This is a genomic window from Bradyrhizobium australafricanum (genome assembly GCF_020329495.1).
GTDB classification, from domain to species: domain Bacteria; phylum Pseudomonadota; class Alphaproteobacteria; order Rhizobiales; family Xanthobacteraceae; genus Bradyrhizobium; species Bradyrhizobium australafricanum.
Window position 1 is genome coordinate 63,313 of the sequence record NZ_JAGKJL010000017.1, and the last position, 21,214, is coordinate 84,526.

The window sequence follows — 21,214 nt, forward strand, 5'->3', positions numbered from 1 at the left end:
CGGGCCAGAACCCGGAGCAGAGCGGAGGGCCGAAGCGCGCGGAGGATGGCGGAGGCCGGCTATTTTGCTTCGCGATGCAAAGCGCGCTCGCCAGATGGCTAATGTGTCTTCTCGTCGCCGGCGCGCGGCGGAAAATAGCCGGACGCAGCCATTGCCGGCCCGAGCCGCTTGCCGTCCGATCGCCCTCTAGAAGGCCGTGGTCGCGTCCTCTTCCGGCAGTGGCCGCACCGCGACCGACCTGTCGACGCCCATCGAATTGACGGGGCTATTCCGCGGTTGCTATCGACGAATGCAGGAAGCGGACGACGTCCTCCGGTACGAGTTGAAGTAGCAACGCTGCTCGGAGGGCCTCGAGGCCGAAGATGTGCAGATCTTCGTTGAAGTCGCCCAGCCGGGGCGACAATGCGATCGCTTCAATGCCGGCGGCTTCTGCGCGCTGGGTGAGAATAGCCTGTACGGCATCTCCGGCGGCATCTGCGTCACGGGCGATATAGAGTCGGCGTAGGCCAGACGGCAGCAACATGGCTGAGAGGTGATTGGCCGAGAGAGCAGCGGTCATGGGCAAGGTCGGCAGTACATAACGCAGCGACAGCATGGTCTCGATCCCCTCGCCCGCAGCGAGCACGTCGTCCACCACGCCGAAGCGAACGGCGTTACCAAGCAGGTCGCCCATGGCCCGTCGTGGCGTGTCGATCGGGGCCTTGCCGAGCCGCACGCGATCAAAGCCGTGTGGATCTAGCCAGGTGCGATGCACGCCGGTGATCCGTCCCTCGAGGTCCGTGACAGAGCCTATCATCGCCGGCCAGGTTTCAGTCGGCAAATGCTCGTCCGGTCGGTAGTAGCAACGTGGGTGGAAGCGCAGGCTACCACCATGGTGGATTTGGCTTATTCCACGACGTTGCAAATACGTTTCCACCAACGTCCCTTCGATCGGACCGGATATGGCAAAGAGCCGACGGGCGGCTTCCTGCGATCCGGCCGGCACTGCTGGACGAATTGGTTTCTGAGCTGGTTGCTGCTCAGAACGAGGTAGCTTCAGAAAGCGCTTCGCCTCCTGGGCCGCCTCGCGGAAGTCTCGCAAGGCAAGGCTTTCGCGGATGATGTCGAGAAGATCGCCATGCTCCCCGGTCGCGGCATCGGTCCATTTGCCGGCGGGGCCCTTCGACGATTCCTGGAGCCGCACAAATAACGAGCGGCCCGGAGTGTTGTGGACGTCGCCAACCACCCAGTACCGCCCCGCCCGCTTACCATTGGGGAGATAGTGTCGGCACACCGCCTCGGCCTCGCGCGCGAGGCGGCGTGCCAGCTCGGAGACATCGCCGGACATCACGCGGCCTCCCGCTCACTGACGCCCGTAACCGGATAGGTGTCGAGCACCCTCGACAGGACCTCGATGCCGCTCGCGTCCGTGGGTACGAACATGCGCAGCTTCCAGGAGATGATTTCCCCAAAGAGGCCGTAAGCACGGAGGCGATCGCGTATCGTGTCGTTGAATCCCGACAGCTCGATGCGATGTGCACCCATCACCCGGACGCGGCGAAGCTGAAGTCCCTCTGCGAGGTCGAGGACGGTCCGTCCTTGCATCAGTGCAGCAAAAGCAGCGTCCGGCGTCAGCGAAGGCGCGTCCGTCGTAACGACGTTTGCGACCCACGCGGCAGAAACCCTGCGTCCGATGATGCGTTCGCCCGCGTCGGTCTGAAGGCGATAGACGCGGGTCGATTCGTTCGGCAGTCGCTTCCAGATGGGAAGCAGCAAGCCCGCCACGACGTGGATCGTGCTTTCCGTGAACTGGGGCACCTCGGCAAGCTCCGCCAGCCAGGCCGCAGCGAAGCGCCCACGGTCCGCTTCGATCCAGTGGTTCTCCGCCATCATGCTCAAGGGGACCGTGTGCTGATCCACTGGCCGGATCAGACGGACGCGCCGCTCGATCTCGCCGTCATCGAGCATGACGCTCGCCGCCGGGACCTGCACGGCGGCTCGTCCCGAGCGCTCATTGACGAGCAGGACGGCCTGACGATCGGAAAGACGAGCAAGAGCGTCATCCAGGCTCACCGGATGATTGCGCTGGCGCTCGGCGACCGTAAGCAACTGGGTCTCGGCGCCGGTCCCCGGATGGTCATAGATCGTCCGCCGGTCGGTGACGACAAAACTCTCGGCACGGAGGGTTTCCAACCCCACGTCGTAGGTGCCGGATGCAACCGCGCCTTCGATCCGAGCGGTCAAGAGCTGCTCGAAGGCGGTGAACAGCACATTCTGGAGGTCGATGGTGAGCGCCAATAACCTGTTCAGAAAGGTCGTGATCGGCGGCAGGTCATCCCTGAGCCCATTGGCATCCATGAGCTTCAGACCGGTCGCATCCTCGAACCTCCCCAGCGAGCAGCCGTCGACCTTGCCTCGCGCGAGCAGCGTGTAGAGCTGACGCAACGCATCACGTCCGTACTGGCTTTCGAGATTGTCCTCGGGCCGGAACAGGCCCTGTCCTCCGGTCTGACGTTGGCCGCGCGTAATGGCTCCCAACGTATCGAGCCGGCGGGCAATGGTGCTGAGAAAGCGCTTTTCGGCCTTCACGTCTGTCGCAATCGGACGAAACAACGGTGGCTGCGCTTGATTGGTCCGGTTTGTGCGGCCCAGGCCCTGGATCGCGGCATCGGCCTTCCAGCCAGGCTCGAGCAGGTAGTGGACCCGCAAACGGCGATTCCGGGCCGACAGTTCGGCATGGTAGCTCCTCCCCGTGCCCCCGGCGTCGGAGAACACGAGGATGCGCTTGACGTCGTCCATGAAAGCCGAGGTCTCAGCGAGGTTGGCTGAACCGGCTCGATTTTCGACCACCAGCCGGTCGCCCTTTCGAACGATGCGGCGCGAGCGGCCCGTCACCTCGGCGACCAGTTCGGTGCCGAAGCGCTGGATGACCTGATCCAGTGCCCCAGGTACCGGCGGTAGTGATGCAAGCTTCTCGATGAGGCGGTCGCGGCGCGCGACGGCCTCCCGGCTCTCGACCGGCTGGCCGTCGCGATAGACAGGCCGGGAGCAGAGGTTGCCTTCCGAGTCGGTGAACGGCTCATAGAGCTGGACCGGGAAGGAATGGGCGAGATAGTCGAGGACATACTCGCGCGGCGTTATGTCGACCTGGACGTCGCCCCACTCTTCAGTCGGGATCTCGGCGAGCCGGCGCTCCATCAGCGCTTCGCCCGTCGACACGATCTGGATAACAGCGGCGCTTCCAGCCTCAAGATCGTGCTCGATCAATCGGATGAGCGACGGCGTCTTCATCGAGGTCAGGAGGTGACCGAAGAAGCGCTGCTTCGCGCTCTCGAAGGCCGACCGGGCGGCGGATTTGGCCTGCCCGTTCAGCGTCCCCGTTTCGCCGGTGATGTTGGCCGCTCGCATCGCGGCGTCGAGGTTGTTATGGATGATACCGAACGCATCTGCATAGGAGTCGTAGATGCGAACCTGCTCCGGCGTAAGCTGGTGCTCAACGAGATCGTACTCGACGCCCTCGTACGAGAGCGAGCGTGCCGCGTAGAGACCGAGCGCCTTGAGATCGCGCGCCAGCACCTCCATGGCCGCGACCCCACCTTCCTCGATCGCTTCGACGAACTCGGCACGGGTGGCGAACGGGAAGTCAGCGCCGCCCCAAAGGCCGAGGCGTTGGGCATAAGCCAGGTTATGGACCGTGGTGGCGCCCGTCGCCGATACATAAACCACGCGAGCATTCGGCAAGGCGTGCTGGAGCCTCAGGCCCGCGCGTCCCTGCTGAGAGGCCGCCTGGTCGCCGCGTTCGCCCTTGCCCCCCACCGCATTCTGCATGGCGTGGCTCTCGTCGAAGACGATCACTCCGTCGAAGTCGGAGCCCAACCATTCAACGATCTGCCTGACACGCGAAAGCTTCTCGCCGCGGTCGTCGGTCCGTAGCGTGGCGTAGGTGGTAAAAAGGACGCCTTCCGCGAGCCGGATCGGCGTGCCCTGGCGAAACCGGGACAGTGGCGTAACAAGCAATCGCTCCATACCCAACGCAGACCAGTCGCGCTGCGCATCCTCGATTAGCTTGTCGGATTTGCTGATCCAAACCGCACGGCGGCGACCCTTGAGCCAGTTGTCGAGCAGAATTCCGGCGACCTGCCGCCCCTTGCCCGCGCCGGTACCATCGCCCAAGAACCAGCCGCGGCGAAAACGGACGGCATTCTCTGCGTCGTCGCGCGCGGCCGCCACGACATCAAACGTCGTATCGACCGTCCAGCAGCCCGCAAGAAATTTGGAATGCGCCTCGCCGGCATAAATGATGCTCTCGAGCTGAGCATCCGACAGAACTCCGTCGGCCATGACATTGGCCGGCAGGTGCGGACGATAGGATGGCTTCGGTGGCGCAACGGACGCCATCGCGGCAGATTGCACGAGCTTGGTCGGATGTGCGCACGATCCGGGAATGCAGATCGACTGTAGTCCGTATTCCTCATAAATCGCATCGGTCAGCCGGGCGCCTTCCGGCGGGGACCATTCAACCGTCTCATAGATCAGTTCTGCGCTTACTGGCGCGGCGTCTCTCGAAGTCGACGATATGCGTGGTGCAACGGCGCTGACCGATCGCGACATCGTTGGCCGCCCAATAACAACGATCTCCGATGGCGTGGCGACGGGCAGCCTTGGCGGCACATGCAGATTCACCCAGCCAAGCAAGGTGACGACATCGGCCGCCATGCCTGGCGAGGCAGGAAAAGCCGTCGGATCGGCAGCGGGCAGCTTGTCGATCACAAGCAGCCTTGTGTCCGTCTGAGTACCGTGCTTGGCGTAAACGGCACCATCGACCGCGGCGGAAAACACCACCCGCCCGCACTCCTGGAGCCGCACAAAGGCATCTCGCCATGCCGGGTTATCCGGTGCGAAGCTTGCGCCAGTGATGGCGACGAGGCGCCCACCATCGCAAAGACGCGCGAGTCCTGAACCGATGTGCCGGAGAGCCGTGTCCGCCATCCGTCGATCGACATTCGCCAATGCCGAGAACGGCGGGTTCATCAGAGCAACGCTCGGTACGACACTGGCGTGGAGGTGATCGTCGATCTGGGCAGCGTCGAACCGCGTGACCTTAACGCCTGCGAATAGATGATCGAGGAGCCCCGCCCGGGTCTCGGCCAACTCGTTTAGCACCAAGGCGCCGCCGGCGAGCTCGGCAAAGATGGCGAGCAAACCGGTCCCGGCGGAAGGCTCCAGAACGCGATCGGCCGGCGTAATGCCGGCTGCGGTGCTTGCAGCCAGCCCAAGCGGGATCGGCGTCGAGAATTGCTGAAGCGCCTGACTGTCCTCGGAGCGCCGCGTATGGGTTGGCAGACAGCTCGCGATCTTCGCCAGCATCGGCAACATGGCGGCCGTCGAACCGGCCTTGGTCCGGATGGCCGGACCGAACTTGCGAAGGAACAGAACGGTTGCCGCTTCGCAGACGTCATAGGCGGTCTTCCAGTTCCAGACGCCGGCCGTGTCCGAGGCGCCGAAGGCAGCCTCCATGGCGCTACGCAGAACAGCGGCATCGATGCGACGGCCGCGTTCGAGCTCGGTCAGGAGCTGTCGCGCGGCCCTGACGGCGGCGGAGGTGAGACTTGCAGCGGCACGCATCGACAGCGGCGCAGCGGCAGCGCCGCCGGCAAGAGATTCGGTCATGGCAGGATTTCTTTCGGAGAGCAGGAATGGGTCGAACCATCAGGCGCCCTCCTCTGACCCCGACGGCTCAAACCCTTCCCGGCCCGGCTCTCCCTCTCAGCGCTCGCCCATAAGAATGGGGACCGGCGCTGTACACCGGTCCCCAAGCAACTGCGGGACGGCCCGAGCCATCCCGCTCGATGACGTTCACTCAGCCGCGTCGAGCTGTTGCGGATCATCGTCGCCGGCGTTCTCCGGATCCTCCTTGTCGGCGAGGAATTCGGGCAGCGGGCCCGCTTCGCCCTCCTGCCCCACTGGCGCCGCATCGGGATCGACGAGACGCAGCGGCTCCGGCAACCAGCCCGAGCCATCCAGAAGACGCGCGGCCTCCTTGGCCATGTCGGCCTTCTTCAGATGGTCGATCAGTTGGACCGACGGCTCGCCCTTGGCTTCCCGCACCGCTTCTAGAATACGCGGCTTGGTGACCCGGCCGAGATAGTTGTCGACGGTCGGTCGCCAGCCAGCCTGCACCATGTCGAGCCCGACCGCGCGCGCCAGCACATCAGCTTGGTCTAGACGCGTCCGGACACCCTGAGCGGAGACACGGCCTTGGTTGTAGCGGTTGGCCGGCTCATAGACGGCGTTGGCCGCAAATGATGCACAGTGGGCGAACAGCGATGCCTGTGCACCACCATCGAGAGCCGTCAGCGCATCCCAGAGATCGTTCTCGCTCTTCGGCAACCGCGCCTTCCAGGCCTCATGCCGCGCCTCGACTGCATTGGCCGAGACGCTTTCCCTCAGCCCCGGAGCTTGGGCGGGAAAGTTCGGCGTGCGAAGGCTGATCTCAAGACAGCTCCCCGACGACGCGAACCGGTAAAAGGCCGTCAGCACGAAGTTATGCAGCACTGCCTGGAACGCAACCGCTGGATTTTCTGCCAGCGCATCCCGCAACGCCAGTGTGCGATGTGCGGTCAGCTCGATAATCAGCCGATCCGGCAGAGGCCTGGCCGCGTCGTCCTCATCATCTTCTTCGGCATCAGGTACACTACCCGCAAGCGCAATCACCGTGCGCTGGACGGAAGGGCCCTCTTCTTGACCTTCAGTCGACGACGCATCGACACCCGGCCCAGCATCAGTTTCCGGCACCTCATCCTCTGGCCGGACGTAACCCCGGTCAACCGAGAGGCGTCCTTCGGAATCGATGCTGATGAAGACACCCGCTCGGGCGATCTCCGTCGGTTCGTAAAGCATCGGCCGATCTTCGAATGCCGCCAGTGCCACCTCGATTTCGCCGAGACGCTGATCGACCTCGTCGGGCAGTTCGTCGGCATCCTGGTAATCCGATTCAAGCTTGACCTGCTCGGCATTCAGGGCATCGATGGTGGCCTGCTCCTCAGGCGAGAGATCGACAGGTTTGCCCTCGATTTCTCGTAGGCCTTGAGTGTGACCGTAGGAGAACTCTACAGCGACCGAGATCCACTTCCAGCCTTCGGCAGAAATCGTCTCGGCTTCAGCTTTGAGCTTTTCGATTACGAGGCGATCGAGCAACACGACGTCCTGAAGCCAGCCGCCGTCGTCGTGCTCGAACAGATCCCGCAGAACGCCGCCACCTGCGTGCTGATAGGCATTGAGTCCCACGAATTGGGCTCGGCGATCGGACCCGCGCACAGTGTTCTCAGTGAGCAGCCGGCGGATCTGGTAAGGCTCGTCATAACCGGAACGGCTGACGTTCTCCCAGACTTGCTCCTGGCGAGCGTGATCGGCTGTGACCGAAAACGCCATGAGCTTCTCGAGCGTTATGCCGTCTTCGGCATAGACCTCGTGCAGCTTCGGCGACACCGACGCCAGCCGCAGCCGCTGCTTCACGATCGCAGGGTTCACGAAGTGCCGGGCCGCGATGTCTTCCTCGGTCATGCCGAGATCGCGGAGTGTCTGGAAGGCCCGAAACTGATCGAGCGGATGCAGACCGACCCGCTCATCGTTCTCCGCCACCGAATCGTCCGCGGCAATGCCCCCTTCACGCACAACGCACGGTACCGCCTGCGTCTTTGACATACGTTTCTGTTTCACCAGGAGCTCGAGGGCGCGATAGCGCCTGCCGCCCGCGGGCACCTCGAACATGCCGGTCTCGTTGCCATCTGCATCAACAACGGCCCGGACACTCAGACTTTGCAGAAGCGTGCGCTGCGCGATGCTCTCGGCTAGCTGCTCGATCGAGACACCGGCCTTGACCCGGCGAACGTTCGACTGGCTGAGCACGAGCTTGTTGAAGGGAATGTCCCGGGAAGGCGACAGCGTGATCTTTTGTACGGCTTTCGTCATTTTGGCTCTCCACGACGGGCGGCCGTGAGACTCTCTCTCGGCTTCCAACCCGTCGCGAACAGCTTCCCCTCCTCTCACTCTCGCGCGGCCACGAGGCCGAGCATCACGCCGCCTCGTGATCGGCGACAACCGAATACAGCGACGCGTGCTCAATGGACCCGGGAATGAAGCCGAGCAAATAATCCGCGGCCTTGCTCGCCTGCGAGGCGGCACGCACGATGGCCCGATTGTCTTCGCGCAGAACTTCAAGCCATGATCCGATATAGTCGGCATGGCGCACGGTCGGGACGATCCCGAGCGACGCGCAGCTGAACGCGGAACTCAACTCGGCGACCAGCTCTTCGAAGGCATATTTCTTCGTACCGTAGGATCCGCTCTGATCGCGATTGAGGCGCGAAGGATGCCCGGTCGCATGACCGAGTTCATGCAAGGCCGTACGGTGCCAGTTGATGGGTTCGAAATAGGCCTGCGGCGGCGGGACCTGGACATAGTCTTCGGCTGTTGCATAGAATGCGCGATCTCCACCGATCCGAAATGGAATTCCGCTGGCCTTGATCATGGCGTCGACCGTGGGTTCGATGAAGCCAGCCGGCGGTGGCGGCGCAGCGGCGGCAATGCCGTCGGGCAGTTGCTCGCACTGATCGGCGTTGAAAACGGCAAATCGTTTGAGGAATGGAATCGCCTGCGCGTCTTCGCCGGTCTCGGCGGCGCGTCGCTTTTCGTCATTCGGCACGAAACGATCAGCGTAGACGACTGTGGTGCCGCGCTCTCCCTTGCGAACGTGGCCGCCGAGCGAGAGGGCCTGACGAAAGGTGAGCCAACTTTGACCTGTAAATCCGCGTTCGATCACGGCTCCCCAGAGGATGAGGATGTTCACCCCACTGTATTGCCGGTTGGTCGACGCGTTTTTCGGCATCGCCAGCGGCGCTTTCGCCGCGGCCGTACCCCAGGGCTGAACCCAGGGGACGCATCCGGCCTCAAGCTCGGCGATGATCTTGTCGGTGATTTCGTTATAGAGATTCGCGTGGTTCTGGCCGGCGCGCGCGCGAGCAGTAGGGTTTGACATCGCGGGTCTCCGCGACGGGCACCGCGAGCCTCTCTCGCAGCTTGTAACCCGTCACGGAAAAACCCAGCCTGCACTCTTACTCTCAGCCTCTTCGCAATCTGCCTTAGGCCGCAGGCCTGATCCGGCGTGCGCCAGCGGCGCATCGCCTTCGAGAAATGGCACCCGCAGGAGCGTGAGCATAGCGACGCCGAAGGCGGCACGCGGGACCGAGTGCAGCGACGAGACCGGTTCAATAGCGGCACCCGGGAACGGGGCAGTGATAGCGATCGCCGCAGGCGAGCCCCTTTCCCGAGTGCCCCCGGCGAGGAGTTCCGCAAGTCTTTGCGCGAGGGATCGAAGCCGCACGGCGGCCGAGACGCAAAGCGGCTCGGTTCACGAGAGCCCGGTGCGGCACTAGCCGCACGCGCGCACGCGGAAGACTCCGCCAAAACCTAAGATCTAGATTTCCTCAAGCGCATTCTTCTGCGCGTCATAGATCCTGATCTGGAGCGTGGGAAAACGTTTCTTTAGTTCTTTGCCACCTGCTCTGGCGCCGTCTCTGGTTGCAAATTCGGCTTTGAGTCGACCGTCCACTTCAAGCGCGTAACCAGAGGCCGGCAGTTCACGGTTGGCAGCAACCATTTCATTCCCATTATGTAGCGAGGTGGTTGAGAATGATGAAGTAGCGTGAGTCGCCTAAGCTGCGCCAGACTAGAGCCGCCCGCAAAACCGCGGAGGCCGGCCATCGCACATCGTGGATTGACGCCTCGCATTGCATCCCATCAGGGATGGGCATTTGCATCGCCCGAACAGTCGGACGGCTTTCCGCCTGCACGGATGCATGCACGATAGAGCCACGGCTCGACGTAGCTGCCCTTCCAGAGTCCCAGGCCGGCGCGCTCAGCCTCGCGCTGAGACTCGTGATATCTGCCCTTCGAGTAGTGCGGCCAATCCAGCGCGAGACCGTTGCGCACAAGCCATTCCCCAAGATCTCCGCCCGCGACGGAACAGATCGCGACCGTGCGGCCATATTGGTCGAGACTGAGAGGGATGCAGTTGACGGAGCGCCGGGCAATGTAAGCATCGAGATCGTTCGCAGCCCTCGAACCACAGCGGTACTGCAAACTGTCCTCACCGCGGCATAGCTGCGTGCTTTCCCAGATCGCCCTTCACTATCATCGATCTGGGCGTTCGCACGTCTATATCGGCGACTGGCACACACATCCCGAGGCAAGATCGGGCGACCTCAGTGGGACCGATCGGCGCTCTATCCGGCGCGTAATCAAGTCACGCGAAGCGCGCGCTCGCCGCCCCTTGATGGTGGTGCTGTTCGGAAACCCCGAGCATTGGACTCCCTGGGTTTGGGTTTCAACGCTCAAACCGAGATGGGGTTGGCGGCAGCAGCTCTCGATCGAGGCAACGAAGCTGCAGCTTTTCTCAGGATAGCCCGTCGCGCCGGACCGGACCGGCTTGCGCTCGGGTGGCCGCGCATCAAGGACCTAATATTGGGGAACGCGATGCGTACGACAGTCAAAGGGTCCGTCTGAGCCAGAGCCCTTGATGTTGGCGTTGTAGTATTGCCCCATCGACGGGGCCGCCAAAAAGGCCTCAAAGGTCGCTGCGGGCATCTCGCAATAGGGATAATACACCGATCGCAGTTGCACGACCATGAACTGCTTAGACTTGTCATAGCACGCTCGGTTGATGAAGCTGCTCCGCGAGATATCGGTGCAAGCGAAGGGCGCAAGATCCAGCTTGCCGTAATACTTTACGTCGATCGTCTCCGCCGCCGCCCAGGTGGCGCCGGCGAGAGAGGCTGCAATGAGGGCGGCAAAGCGAAGCATGGAGGATGTCTCCTCGGTCACACCCTTTGGATTTGGCCTCAGGGATGTTTCTCGGTTTTCGAAGCGCGATCTTCGGCGGCGATGGCTTCCTTCTCGCACATGTAGGCGCCGCGCTTCGTTGTGCCGTAGCTCTTAGTTCCCGCGAAGTGATAGATCTTGGACGGCAGGTTGACCCAAACGACGGTGTCGGTCGGGCAGCGTGCCTTTGCGGAAGCTTCATCTGCAAACTGCCCGGCCTCGAGCGTTGCCTGGTCTTTCGGCGCGGAGGTTTGCTGTGGAGCCGGCGCAGGTGCCGCGGTCGTTGTGGGGGCCGGCTTTTGCGGTGCTGGGGCTGGCGCAGCTTGCGTCGCGGTCGGCGCCGGCCGACTCGGCGGGGGTGCAGCAGGGGCTGGCTTTGGCTCGGGAGCGGTCGCGCTCGGCATGGTGCCGCCGGCCCTGCACTGCTCGACATAGGCCCTCTCGGTGATGCCGCGGGCTTGCATGCCCGCCTTGTCGGCCCGCCATTCGGCGGTGCATTCCTTGGCGGTCTTCTGGGAAGACGAGGTGCTGGTTGACGGTGACGGCGCTGCGGGGGGCGGTGGCGTCGCGGCGCTCGGCCGCGGCGGAGGAGCGGAAGCCTCTGGCGCCGCGCCTGCCCTGCATTGTTCAACGTACGCTTTTTCGGTCACACCGCGGGCTTGCATCCCGGCCTTATCCGCGCGCCACTCCGCGGTGCATTCTTTCGCGGTTTTTGATCCGGTGGCCGTCGCTTGCCTGGGTGCCGGTGCAGGTGGCGGCGCCTCGGTCGGTTTGGCCGCCGGCGCCGCGACAGTTGGGGCCGCCCCACCCTTGCATTGCTCGACGTAAGCTTTTTCGGTCACGCCGCGAGCTTGCATCCCGGCCTTGTCCGCGCGCCACTCCGCCGTGCACTCTTTCGCAGTCTTTGCGAAGGCCGGAGCTATTGAGACGCTGCAGGCAACTGCAGCTGCAACAAGGAGACCACTATCGATTCTCATGCTCGTTCCCCAGTTCTGTGTCTGCTAGTCGGCCAAGCGGCCAATTCGTTTCGTTGGGAAGTGATCGCGCGTACGCCCCGGCTGAACCGCGGGCGTCCGGTCGTGAAAAAGCCGCTGCAGCTGTTCTTTTCGTCGCATCGATCGCATTCTTCGACAAAGCCGTTTTTCCAGTCCGAAATGGATTGGAGTGCATGTGGCCAGACTGACTTTGGAAGGACACATTTCGGAAGGTTGTAGATCGATACATTGACGCCAGCGGCACTCAAATGATCGATGGCCCTGGCGAGCCCGTCGCTATAGTCCACAGGATCCATCCAGAGCACGGCATCGTTTGCAATGGCAAAGCCCGTATTCTCGAGACCCATCAAGGCGACGTGATCGACGAACGGTAGATTGCGGGCAATCCACCGCCCCGTGTCCTCGATGATCGGGGCGGTCAATGCATGCAGGACGACGCGGATTTCGACGCGTTGTCCCCGGTCCTTGAGCTTCAGGATGCCTAGAATTGTTTCGTCGAACGCACCCTTAGCCTGCACGACGTGATCGTGGATGTGATCGACCGAGGCATAGACCGGAATGGCCGCCGTCAGATTCGGATGGCCGATATCTTTCCAGGCATCGACAATCTGCGAGTCGGCGAACGCCCGACCGTTGGTCAGCACCTGGATGGCGGTCGTCAGCAGCCGGTCGCTGCACTCCTTCAGGACGGCGATGAAATCTTTCCAATCCGACAAGGTTTCTCCGCCGGTGAACGTCAGCGCGCGCGTTGCCGGGTCAATGAGAGGCAGGCTTTCCTTGATTTCGCTGAGTATCCACCGGTCATCGACGTCTTTCGGGGGTTGCGAGCACATCAGGCAGTAATTGTTGCAGCGTTCCGTGACCAGAAACGAGTTGTGCGCCGAATTCCGGCGATACAGCGTGCGGAATTTCCTCGATGCATGATCGAAGCCGATGACATCGCCGTCCGCGAGATAGCAATATTTCGGGGGAACGGCGACGAGCCGCCCTGTAAACGTACCGGGTAGATCGATTGAGCCGTCGGAGACGACAAGGATGGACGGCCAATCGGCTTCTATCGCGCGCCGGATGTCGTCTGGCGTTCGGGCGAGCGCGAAATCAGCCACGTGACGTTCGGCGGCACTGTCGACCGACCGGAGCCTGAGGACCGATCGGGCCTTGTCCGAGGAAAATCCAGCGCTCTGCGAGGCTGTGCCATAGAGGGGAAGGGTCATGCGGCGGCCCATCGTCGCAAGATGGCAGCATCTTCCGGGGAGTTCTCCAGAATGTCCAGCAGCAGGCCCATGATGCCTTTTTGGCGAGCGCAAAATGCCGACAAAGGCTTGATTCCCAAGGCGTCACCCTGCGTCGCGTGATGATAGACGGGGTCCGCGCCGCAGTGACTCTCATACACACAGGTCGAGCATTCGGGCGCGCACTGGGTGAGCGACGACGAAATCGCACCTATCAGCTTATCGGACAGGATGAGAGAACCGTAGCTGTCGTGATCTACGTGACCGAGCCGGAACGCGTCATCACCGGTCTCGGCCAGCATCCTGCCTTCGTCCGACGCGAAAACACTGCCGTCATAGTTGTAGACCAGTGCGCCAAGGCCGGCGCCGGCCGGGCTGCGCAAATCGACGTAGCCAATTGGGCGGTCCGAGAACATCCGTATGAGAAGCAGCGCGGCGTAGAACTCCCGGAACGGGGTGCCCTGTCGGTTGATCTCCAGAACCCGGCGTAGCCCTCGCTCATAGAAGGCAAGCCACTTCTGCGCGTCGTACTTGGCGAACTGCTTTGTCTTAATTGCAAAACCAAACGGGGAAAGCGGTCGCAGGAAGATGCCATCCAGCCCCAATTGAAGATATTCGTCGATGATTTCATCGACCCGGTCGAGGCTCGCCTCCGTGGTGGTCATCAAGGCCCCGACCCTATCGAGGCCCAATATCTCTCTGGCCCGCCGGATTCCGGCAACAGCTAGTTCATGACTGTTTGCGCCAGGTCTCGGGCGGTTCTTGTTGTGCAGATCGGCGGGGCCGTCGAGGGACGTCGAGAGGAGGACGTTGTTCGTCTTGCAAAACTCGAGAACGGTGTCGTCCAACAAGGCCAAGTTTGACGCGATGACGAAGTCGAGTTTTTTGCCGGACCGTGCCCTCGCGGCTGCCACGATCGTCCTGATCAGCGGAAAATTGAGAAGCGGCTCCCCACCCTGGAATTCAATTTTAATGCGAGCCGCAGGACTGGCGAATGCAATGTCCAGCGCTCGCATCGCAGTTTGTTCGCTCATGTCGAAGCGCGAGCGGTCGGCGCTTTGGCGCGAGACCTGGCAATATGGGCAAGAATGTTCGCAGCGCAGCGTTACAACGAAGATGTGCAGCGGCGTCGTCTGCTGCAGGAACGACATCCGGCTTCTCAGCCGGGCGGCCAAAAGCTGCCGCTGTGCCTTTTGGTTCGCACCCGTCACCAGATGGGCGGCATAGGCCTTTTCGTAGAGGCCGTCGCCGGGCCGAACCTGAAGGTCGACGAGCCTGTTCAGTTCATCTTCCGACAGGCGGATGAAATCGCCGACCATGTTGGCGACGAGATACACGTTCGATCCGGTGCGCTCAAAATTGAACGGCAACAACGAAAGATCTTCGGTTGCCGCGCTGAAGTTCTCACGAGGTAAAAACCGCGCCATGCTCCTCCGGCAGAACTTTATCCGGCATCATTTTGGTTAGCGGCCAGAGCTCCGAAGGCAAGCGCGAGGATGACATTCCGAACGCCTTCGGTTTTTTCAGCGACGCGAATCCGCAGGTTTTCGTCGGCAACAAGATTCAGGAACCGCTCCTTCAGCTCGGCCGAGCTGAGCACGGTCCCCTTTTGCGGATTGACAGAAGAAACCAAGCGGCAAAGATAGCGGTCCCCAGCCTGGTCGATCTGGCAGGTCGCCGTTCCGATCAGACGATAGGCTGCCGCATCCAAAGCGCTAAGGCTTTGGATGCGTGCATCGAAATCGACAGCTACCTCGACCTGAGACGCCGCAGAGATCTTAGCGGCTAGAGGCATGGGACGCATGTGAAGCATGCGACGCGTGGGAAGCATGCTGGGCGACGATTGTGCCGTCGGCCTGCTTCGTCATGACGAACCCCAGAAGTTCTTCGCCCACCTGATAGTGGGCGTTTGCCTGAACCTGCATGTCGGTTTTTTCGGTCGCTACGGCGGTTGCCTCGTTGGCAACTGCTGCCTTAGCTTCCGCGCCCTGAACCGACATTCCGGTGAGTGATGCGAGTGCAGCGCCTAGCGAAAGCACAGCTTTTGATTTCTCAGACATATCGCCCCACGTTTAATTTGCTCAAAGAATACGCATTCTTACAACTTCCGAGGGCGGAAAGTCCATAGTTCTATTGGTCGAGGGCGCTTGCGGTCCGCACGGCGTCTCGCAGCGAGAAACGCACAGCCAGTTGATATTGTTATATCTTTTCTTCGAGAAGCTCTCAGCGCTACGGAAGCGTACTACGGCGATTTCGGCGCCGTAAGGGAGGTGGCGCGCTACTCCGCGCGAGACAACAAGCAGATGGTGCTTCTGATCGCTCTGCAACCTCTTTCGAGGGGCCGGTTATGACCCGATACAAGTACGGTCTACTCGGTGCGCCCGGCGCGGCCGCAAGGAGTGCCAACGTTTCCCCGCTCATGATGTGCGCTTGCGCAAACTCCTATCCCAACGGCGATAGCACCGCCTTCGCCATCATTGGGGCGGCCGAAGCCCACTCTGGCGGGCCTCCCCAACGCCGTCAATCAACCCTCAACATCGACACACGAAATGGCCCGTTGATTGGCATAGGCAGCGCTTGATTTGCGCTAGAATAGGTTTCCCGCCGTATTAGAATTGCTGCGGGAGGCTCATATGATTGAACATTTGCGGATCGGCTGGTCGGCCTACTTCTTTTCAAGCAACAAGAAACTTAACGGTAAAGCCATCGAGGACTTATTCGAGGCTCTCCGGGATTCGGTTACGAATGCTGGGGTCTGTCTTTTTCGAGACGTACGCAGAAGGCAGGCCGCGCGCACCTACTCGGCAATCTGCTTCCCCTACGACCGTCAGCCCAGCTTCCTCGCAGAGGACGCAGGACTGTCGGATCGCATTCATGGCTTCATGCTCGTCGTTGAACACGAGGAACTCGTCGCAATCCATAAATCAAGCCTTGAGATTCCGGCGACTTTCAAGAGTGAGTGGCTGCGACACGTAGGCAGCAGTAACGTGGAACGTGCCATCGCGAAGGCCGATGCTAAGTTCGAATCGATGCGGATGCGCTCGATGTCCACGTCCAAGCAGGCGCTTCGCACGAAGACGCTCGAAGCGGACGATCTCGAGAACGCAATGCCGATGGCTAGTGCGAGCCGTTATGTGTCTCAGCGCTATCGGGTCCGGCGCGGAAGTACCCGTTATACGGCCACCCCTACGACCGGCCGCATTGCTCAGAGCTCGGACCGATCCGGGTATGGAGCCGCTATCGATTGGTCGGTTGAGGTCATGGCTGAGCTCACGCGGCTGACCGGAGACGTCGCCCCTTTTATTGCGAACTTTGCCCGTCCTATCGATTTGGCCTCGTTGTCGGCCGCCACAAGTCCGGTCAGCTTCGCCGTCGATGGAGCAGAGCTTGCCGACCGCCTCTTCTCGGAGACACCTTTGATAAAGCTAACTAAGAAGGAGAAGTCCGGGAAGTTCCGCGAGCTTACAATCCAGGAATGCCAGGATGTGCTGCAAGCGCTTGACCGGGAGTTTGAAATTGAGGGGCCTCGCGACGCTCTCCGTATCCTCGACGGACCGAGCGGAGCTGTGCTTGGAATCTTAAAGTGGGGCAAAGCTCGCATTGGCCTCTCAACTTTTTCCCCGAGCGAGATCGACAGGATCCACGTTGCACCCGCCGATCAGAGTACCGACAAGGATCACCAGACCGCTCTCAAGATGTACCTTGACAGGGAAAACCTGTTTCTCGTGCTGTTCGACGACGTGAGCGTTGCCTATCTGAACGGCGAGCTTTTTGAGGACAAGGCAATGCGTGACGGCGGCGCTTCCTTCCTCCGCCATCTTATCCCCGAGAAGTGTCTAAAGGACGCATCGAGCGAGAAAGGCGCCTTTCGAGCTAAGCAGAAGAAATTCGCTCCGAAGTCCGTCTTCGCTCAGATCGAGAGCACGATAGCCGTTGGAGACGACGTGCTAATCTGCGACGATTTGGGGGATGAATGGGCGGACTTTATTGGACTGAACACCAAGGGTGTGCCACCCATGATAACCTTTTATCATGCCAAACACGGCAAATTGTCGCTAGGAGCTTCGTCGTTCCATATAAGTGTGAGCCAGGCGGAGAAAAATCTCGGCCGCCTTGCTCTTCCTCAGGCCGCCATGAACGCAAAGTTCGACGGGTGGGAAGCAAAGCCTTATGAGAACGCGAAAAAGGAAACCGAAATTGCACGCCTGATGCGAGGCGGACCGCGGTCGAAAATAGAGCAGCATCTGGCACGTTTTCGTACCTCTCCCGAGGTGGTGAGACGTGTCTCGATTGTAACCTCATCATTAAGCCGTAAGGCCGTTGAGGATGCGTTCGCGAGTATTGGGGATGGCAAGCGTCCATCAGCACACTTTGTCCAGCTCTACTGGTTGCTGAACTCGTTTTTCTCCGCATGCGCAGAGGTCGGCGCGGTCGGCTATGTCATCTGCCAGCCCTGATTGACGCTAAGAATCGAGGCTTTCTCGCTGGTTCTCTAGTCAATGCTTGCGTTTCGTGCGGCATGCCAATCTCCCGCCGGAGCCTTAGCGCCATTGGCGAAAGCTCTCTTCGCGCTTCGTGGCCCACCACCGTAGGGAACGCGCGCCATGGCCTGCTGCGCCGTTTCGGTGGTCTCCGCCTCCACTTGAACCAGCCCCTAGCCGTCGCCTTGGACCACGGAAACTCTCTTCAGTCAAAAAAGCGGGGCAAATGCATGCGGCTCGCTTCGCTACCTACGAATGTGCAGTAGGAACCTGCACCAATCTGGACTATGTATATGTTTTTGGGGGCAATTATATCAATGACAGGCCTGTCATTCGAAATTCTTATTGATGACGCTCTTGCCGGAATCACTTCCGTGTCTCAGCTCACCACTTTGGTGAACAAGCGGGTCCTTAGCTTGATTAACGACTTCGAGGACGCAGAGTGGCGGTATCTCAAATTCCAAAGTTACCTGTGGGACAATATTGCTCAAGACGCCCTACCCGCAGTTAGTGAACCATATGATCCGAGCCACCGGCCTGTTTCCCTACCTGCAGCTCGAGAGCGCATCGTGGGATCAGAAATACGTGCATCACGCGTTTGAGGTCGACGTTGGCCGCCGGTTGGCAACCCTGCACCGAGAGCAATCCTCTGTCCTTGCCAAGCTCCTGAACGGAAAGAGCATCGCGGTCAGCGCCCCAACGAGCTTCGGAAAAAGCTTTATCATTGACGCATTTGTCGCGGCGAAGCACCCCGACACCGTTGTGATCATCGTTCCGACAATTGCGCTGATGGACGAAACACGAAGGCGGCTGTTCAAGAAGTTCTCTGAATACTACACCATCATAACCGCTCCAGATACACGGCTTGGCCCCAAGAACATCTTCATCTTTCCGCAGGAGCGCGCCTTCGGATATCTGACCGCCCTGGAAACGATCGACCTTCTCGTAGTCGATGAATTCTACAAGGCGAGCCAAGAGCACGACCCCGAGCGGGCCTCCACTCTCATAAAGGCAATTCTAAAACTTTCGAAGAAGGCGAGCCAGCGGTACTACCTTGCGCCGAACATCAAAAAACTCAATGACAATGCGTTCACGCGCGACATGGAGTTTGTTGAACTCCTCAATTTCAATACGGTGTACTTGAATATCCAAGAACCTTACAAGGAATTTGGAGGAGACCCCGCGAAGAAAGGCGCGAAGCTGATTGAGCTGATTTCTCCTGGCGACCAGAAATCACTCGTCTACGCTGGCACCTACTCTGAAATCCGGAAAATTGCAGACCTTGTAATCAAGAACCTGCCACGCGTAGATCGGATATTCGCGACGCACAGTTTTCTTCTTCGCAGCCGTCTTCTTTGCCTCCTTCGCCACTTTTAGCTCCTCGATTCCAAAGTGGGCGTACTAGCACAGCCGCATTGAGGCGCAACTGTGCCAACATTGCAACTTGACGTAATCTGACCGATGTAGGGCCAAATCCTAATTTTTCCGTGGGGCCGGCGATGCTTGATAACGCTACTAGTAGAAGAGATGCGCGGGGACCCATGCCAACTATTAGATTGCCGAGCGGACCTATGGCAGCCTTCCAAGACTCCTCGCATTCTATCCGCGCAAGGGTTGTCGGTAGACCTTTTGAAACGCTGAGAATCGTCAATCCCAACATGAGTTAGCTTGATGCCAACGCCCCCGCGTACGTTAGAAGACATTGTAGAGGCGCTGCGGCCGAAACCAGGCACAACGCGAAAATGCACCGTGCTACTCGGTGCCGGCTGTTCGATCAGCGCGGGGATTCCGTCGGCAGGTGCCGTGGTCGAGCATATTAGGACCACATATCCTGCCGCCTACGCGCGCGCGACCCCGAAAGACTATCCTGGATGCATGGCCAGTCTCGACCGGGGGGTCCGGCGCGACCTTATTGGCGGATACATCGACAATGCGAAAATTAATTGGGCCCACCTCGCGCTCGCTCAACTTATTGATCACGACTTTATCGATCGGGTACTTACCACCAATTTTGATCCTCTCGTTTCCAGGGCCTGCTCACTTATAAATTCGTTCCCGGCGGTTTATGACTTCGCCGCATCGCATCTTTTCAATCCCGACCAGGTGAGTGAAAAATCGATATTCCATCTCCATGGGCAGCGTGATGGCTTTGTACTTCTCAACACGCGCGAAGAGGTGAACAAACATCGGCGCTATGTGAAACCTGTTTTCGAGGATGCGCACAAGGGCCGGATTTGGATTGTGGTCGGTTATAGTGGCGATAACGATCCGGTTTTTGATCTTCTGGCCGATGTCAGGACGTTCGAGTATGGGCTCTATTGGGTAGGCTATGGAAAGACGCCGCCGACCCATGTCTCCAAACGGCTCCTTACCCCCGGACGCGGCACCCACTTCTTGGGTGATTGGGATGCCGATGATTTCTTCGTCACGCTGGCTCAAAGGCTCGGATGCTTTCCCCCGCGTTTCGTAACGCAGCCGTTTTCGCATTTGAAATCTACGTTTCAGATGCTGAAGGACTACAAAGCTCCGAGAAGCAATCTGGACGACGAGCCTGGGCACCGCGAAAGCCGGTTTGACGTCGCCGCCGTCATACGGCCCCAGCTCGACGCCCTGATCGCCGGCCAGGAGCAAGCCCTATCTGCCGAATACTATTTCCTCGCAGGCGAGCATGAGCGCGTTGCCGCGTTGTTCAAGGGCCGGCAGCTGAAGAAGCTGACCGAACGGGAACGGGACACTTACGGCTGGTCCCAAATGATTCTGGGCGATCGTGCGCATTCAGCGGCGAAAATCGACGATGATCGTGACGTTTATCGGAAAGCCGCTGAGCATTTCGCCATCGCCGCGAAAATTCGGGTCACAGAAGCTGATGCGCTCTACAATTGGGGCAATGTCCTGTTCGACCTGTCTCGGGCAGCCCGGTATGGCGCAACGGAAGTGATGACCAGGGCGGCGGAAGCGCTGCTCAAGCGCGCCGTTGTGAAATATCGGGCTGCACTGGCAATAGATCCTCAATTTTCAGACGCCCACAACAATTTGGCAAATGCGTTGACAGATCTGGCGCGCGCAGAATATCCGCGCAGCGACAATGGGATACTGAGAGAAGCATTTGGTCACTACGAAGCGGCGCTCCGACACACCCGGACGCCCGATGTCGTTCACAATAATTTTGCCAAGGCATTACATGATTTGGCGCGCATCACGGACGACCTCGTGCTGTTTAAGAAGTCGATGGTGCATTTCCAAGCTGCAGGAGCGGCTAATCCAAACTATTACAGCGTCTATCTGAGCTGGGGCCACGCACTTGCCGATCTCGCCCGTAGGACCGGCGCCGCCAAGAGCTATAAGGCGGCATTTGAGAAATACCGCCGGGCTGCAGAGATTGAGCCGGCAGATACAGCCGCGCATCACAGCTGGTATTATACGATCCTGGAATTCACCAAGAAATTGAAGGGAAAGGAAAAGGCGGTTTATCTGAAGCAGGCCGCGGCCGTGTCCGCTGAACAAAAGCGCCGGCGCCGCAATCTGGAGCGCCGCATTCTGCGGTCCGAGGGAGCAAGGTAGGGGTGGCGGATGCCGAGAGGCCTGCGGTTGAGCTTCAGCCCCCGCAGCGTAGACGATAATTGTTTCGCTCCGCGCGGCTATGCGCCTC

15 protein-coding genes are annotated in these 21,214 nt (G+C 60.4%); 3 read left to right on the top strand and 12 right to left on the bottom strand.

Annotated elements, in window-relative coordinates; all coding sequences use genetic code 11:
• Window positions 1–265: 265 nt before the first annotated feature.
• The 12 genes from J6525_RS17180 to hxsA2 form a co-directional block, all read right to left on the bottom strand.
• Window positions 266–1,327: a DUF7146 domain-containing protein gene (locus J6525_RS17180; protein WP_225645540.1), complete on the bottom strand. Its 1,062-nt coding sequence runs from the start codon at window positions 1,325–1,327 to the stop codon at window positions 266–268.
• Window positions 1,327–5,649: a strawberry notch-like NTP hydrolase domain-containing protein gene (locus J6525_RS17185; RefSeq protein ID WP_225645541.1), complete on the bottom strand. Its 4,323-nt coding sequence runs from the start codon at window positions 5,647–5,649 to the stop codon at window positions 1,327–1,329. The genes J6525_RS17180 and J6525_RS17185 overlap by 1 nt, the downstream gene beginning before the upstream one ends.
• A 186-nt stretch (window positions 5,650–5,835) precedes the next feature.
• Window positions 5,836–7,950 carry a ParB/RepB/Spo0J family partition protein gene (locus J6525_RS17190; RefSeq protein WP_225645542.1) on the bottom strand — a complete coding sequence of 705 codons (2,115 nt, stop codon included), beginning with the start codon at window positions 7,948–7,950 and terminating at the stop codon, window positions 5,836–5,838.
• A gap of 103 nt (window positions 7,951–8,053) precedes the next feature.
• Window positions 8,054–9,016: an ArdC family protein gene (locus tag J6525_RS17195; protein WP_225645543.1), complete on the bottom strand. Its 963-nt coding sequence runs from the start codon at window positions 9,014–9,016 to the stop codon at window positions 8,054–8,056.
• A 438-nt stretch (window positions 9,017–9,454) separates the two neighbouring features.
• Window positions 9,455–9,637, bottom strand: coding sequence for a hypothetical protein (locus tag J6525_RS17200; RefSeq protein WP_225645544.1), 183 nt, complete (start codon window positions 9,635–9,637; stop codon window positions 9,455–9,457).
• Window positions 9,638–9,777: 140 nt separating this feature from the next.
• Window positions 9,778–10,119 carry a thermonuclease family protein gene (locus tag J6525_RS17205; RefSeq protein ID WP_312009801.1) on the bottom strand — a complete coding sequence of 114 codons (342 nt, stop codon included), beginning with the start codon at window positions 10,117–10,119 and terminating at the stop codon, window positions 9,778–9,780.
• Between the two features lie 375 nt (window positions 10,120–10,494).
• Complete coding sequence (locus J6525_RS17210; protein WP_225645545.1) at window positions 10,495–10,839, bottom strand: KTSC domain-containing protein; 345 nt, start codon at window positions 10,837–10,839, stop codon at window positions 10,495–10,497.
• Window positions 10,840–10,877: 38 nt separating this feature from the next.
• Window positions 10,878–11,714, bottom strand: coding sequence for a hypothetical protein (locus J6525_RS17215; protein ID WP_225645546.1), 837 nt, complete (start codon window positions 11,712–11,714; stop codon window positions 10,878–10,880).
• 116 nt (window positions 11,715–11,830) lie between these two features.
• Entirely contained in the window at window positions 11,831–13,066 is a 1,236-nt protein-coding gene (gene hxsC, locus J6525_RS17220; RefSeq protein WP_225645547.1) for a His-Xaa-Ser system radical SAM maturase HxsC, read from the bottom strand.
• Entirely contained in the window at window positions 13,063–14,511 is a 1,449-nt protein-coding gene (gene hxsB, locus J6525_RS17225) for a His-Xaa-Ser system radical SAM maturase HxsB (protein WP_225645548.1), read from the bottom strand. Before hxsB ends, hxsC begins: the two co-directional genes overlap by 4 nt.
• Before the next feature lie 17 nt (window positions 14,512–14,528).
• Window positions 14,529–14,879, bottom strand: a complete 351-nt coding sequence (locus J6525_RS17230; protein WP_225645549.1) for an HxsD-related protein — start codon at window positions 14,877–14,879, stop codon at window positions 14,529–14,531.
• Entirely contained in the window at window positions 14,863–15,144 is a 282-nt protein-coding gene (gene hxsA2 / locus J6525_RS17235) for a His-Xaa-Ser repeat protein HxsA2 (protein ID WP_225645550.1), read from the bottom strand. The genes J6525_RS17230 and hxsA2 overlap by 17 nt, the downstream gene beginning before the upstream one ends.
• A 573-nt stretch (window positions 15,145–15,717) precedes the next feature.
• Between hxsA2 and J6525_RS17240 the strand changes: the two genes are divergently transcribed.
• The 3 genes from J6525_RS17240 to J6525_RS17250 all read left to right on the top strand — a co-directional run bounded on the left by J6525_RS17240 (window position 15,718) and on the right by J6525_RS17250 (window position 21,126).
• Window positions 15,718–17,541 (top strand): hypothetical protein, encoded by a 1,824-nt coding sequence (locus J6525_RS17240; protein ID WP_225645551.1) that lies wholly within the window; start codon window positions 15,718–15,720, stop codon window positions 17,539–17,541.
• Between the two features lie 507 nt (window positions 17,542–18,048).
• Window positions 18,049–18,942 carry a DEAD/DEAH box helicase gene (locus J6525_RS17245; RefSeq protein ID WP_225645552.1) on the top strand — a complete coding sequence of 298 codons (894 nt, stop codon included), beginning with the start codon at window positions 18,049–18,051 and terminating at the stop codon, window positions 18,940–18,942.
• Window positions 18,943–19,440: 498 nt separating this feature from the next.
• Entirely contained in the window at window positions 19,441–21,126 is a 1,686-nt protein-coding gene (locus J6525_RS17250) for an SIR2 family protein (protein WP_225645553.1), read from the top strand.
• Window positions 21,127–21,214: the final 88 nt, after the last annotated feature.

What these genes read in the sequence shown, in the direction of transcription:
- J6525_RS17200 (WP_225645544.1), bottom strand. Translation starts at nt 9,637, where the DNA reads ATGGTTGCTGCCAACCGTGAACTGCCGGCCTCTGGTTACGCGCTTGAA.
- hxsB (WP_225645548.1), bottom strand. Translation starts at nt 14,511, where the DNA reads ATGGCGCGGTTTTTACCTCGTGAGAACTTCAGCGCGGCAACCGAAGAT.
- J6525_RS17185 (WP_225645541.1), bottom strand. Translation starts at nt 5,649, where the DNA reads ATGACCGAATCTCTTGCCGGCGGCGCTGCCGCTGCGCCGCTGTCGATG.
- J6525_RS17210 (WP_225645545.1), bottom strand. Translation starts at nt 10,839, where the DNA reads ATGCTTCGCTTTGCCGCCCTCATTGCAGCCTCTCTCGCCGGCGCCACC.
- hxsA2 (WP_225645550.1), bottom strand. Translation starts at nt 15,144, where the DNA reads ATGTCTGAGAAATCAAAAGCTGTGCTTTCGCTAGGCGCTGCACTCGCA.
- J6525_RS17195 (WP_225645543.1), bottom strand. Translation starts at nt 9,016, where the DNA reads ATGTCAAACCCTACTGCTCGCGCGCGCGCCGGCCAGAACCACGCGAAT.
- J6525_RS17215 (WP_225645546.1), bottom strand. Translation starts at nt 11,714, where the DNA reads ATGCAAGCTCGCGGCGTGACCGAAAAAGCTTACGTCGAGCAATGCAAG.
- J6525_RS17180 (WP_225645540.1), bottom strand. Translation starts at nt 1,327, where the DNA reads ATGTCCGGCGATGTCTCCGAGCTGGCACGCCGCCTCGCGCGCGAGGCC.
- J6525_RS17190 (WP_225645542.1), bottom strand. Translation starts at nt 7,950, where the DNA reads ATGACGAAAGCCGTACAAAAGATCACGCTGTCGCCTTCCCGGGACATT.
- J6525_RS17250 (WP_225645553.1), top strand. Translation starts at nt 19,441, where the DNA reads ATGGCCAGTCTCGACCGGGGGGTCCGGCGCGACCTTATTGGCGGATAC.
- hxsC (WP_225645547.1), bottom strand. Translation starts at nt 13,066, where the DNA reads ATGACCCTTCCCCTCTATGGCACAGCCTCGCAGAGCGCTGGATTTTCC.
- J6525_RS17240 (WP_225645551.1), top strand. Translation starts at nt 15,718, where the DNA reads ATGATTGAACATTTGCGGATCGGCTGGTCGGCCTACTTCTTTTCAAGC.
- J6525_RS17230 (WP_225645549.1), bottom strand. Translation starts at nt 14,879, where the DNA reads ATGCCTCTAGCCGCTAAGATCTCTGCGGCGTCTCAGGTCGAGGTAGCT.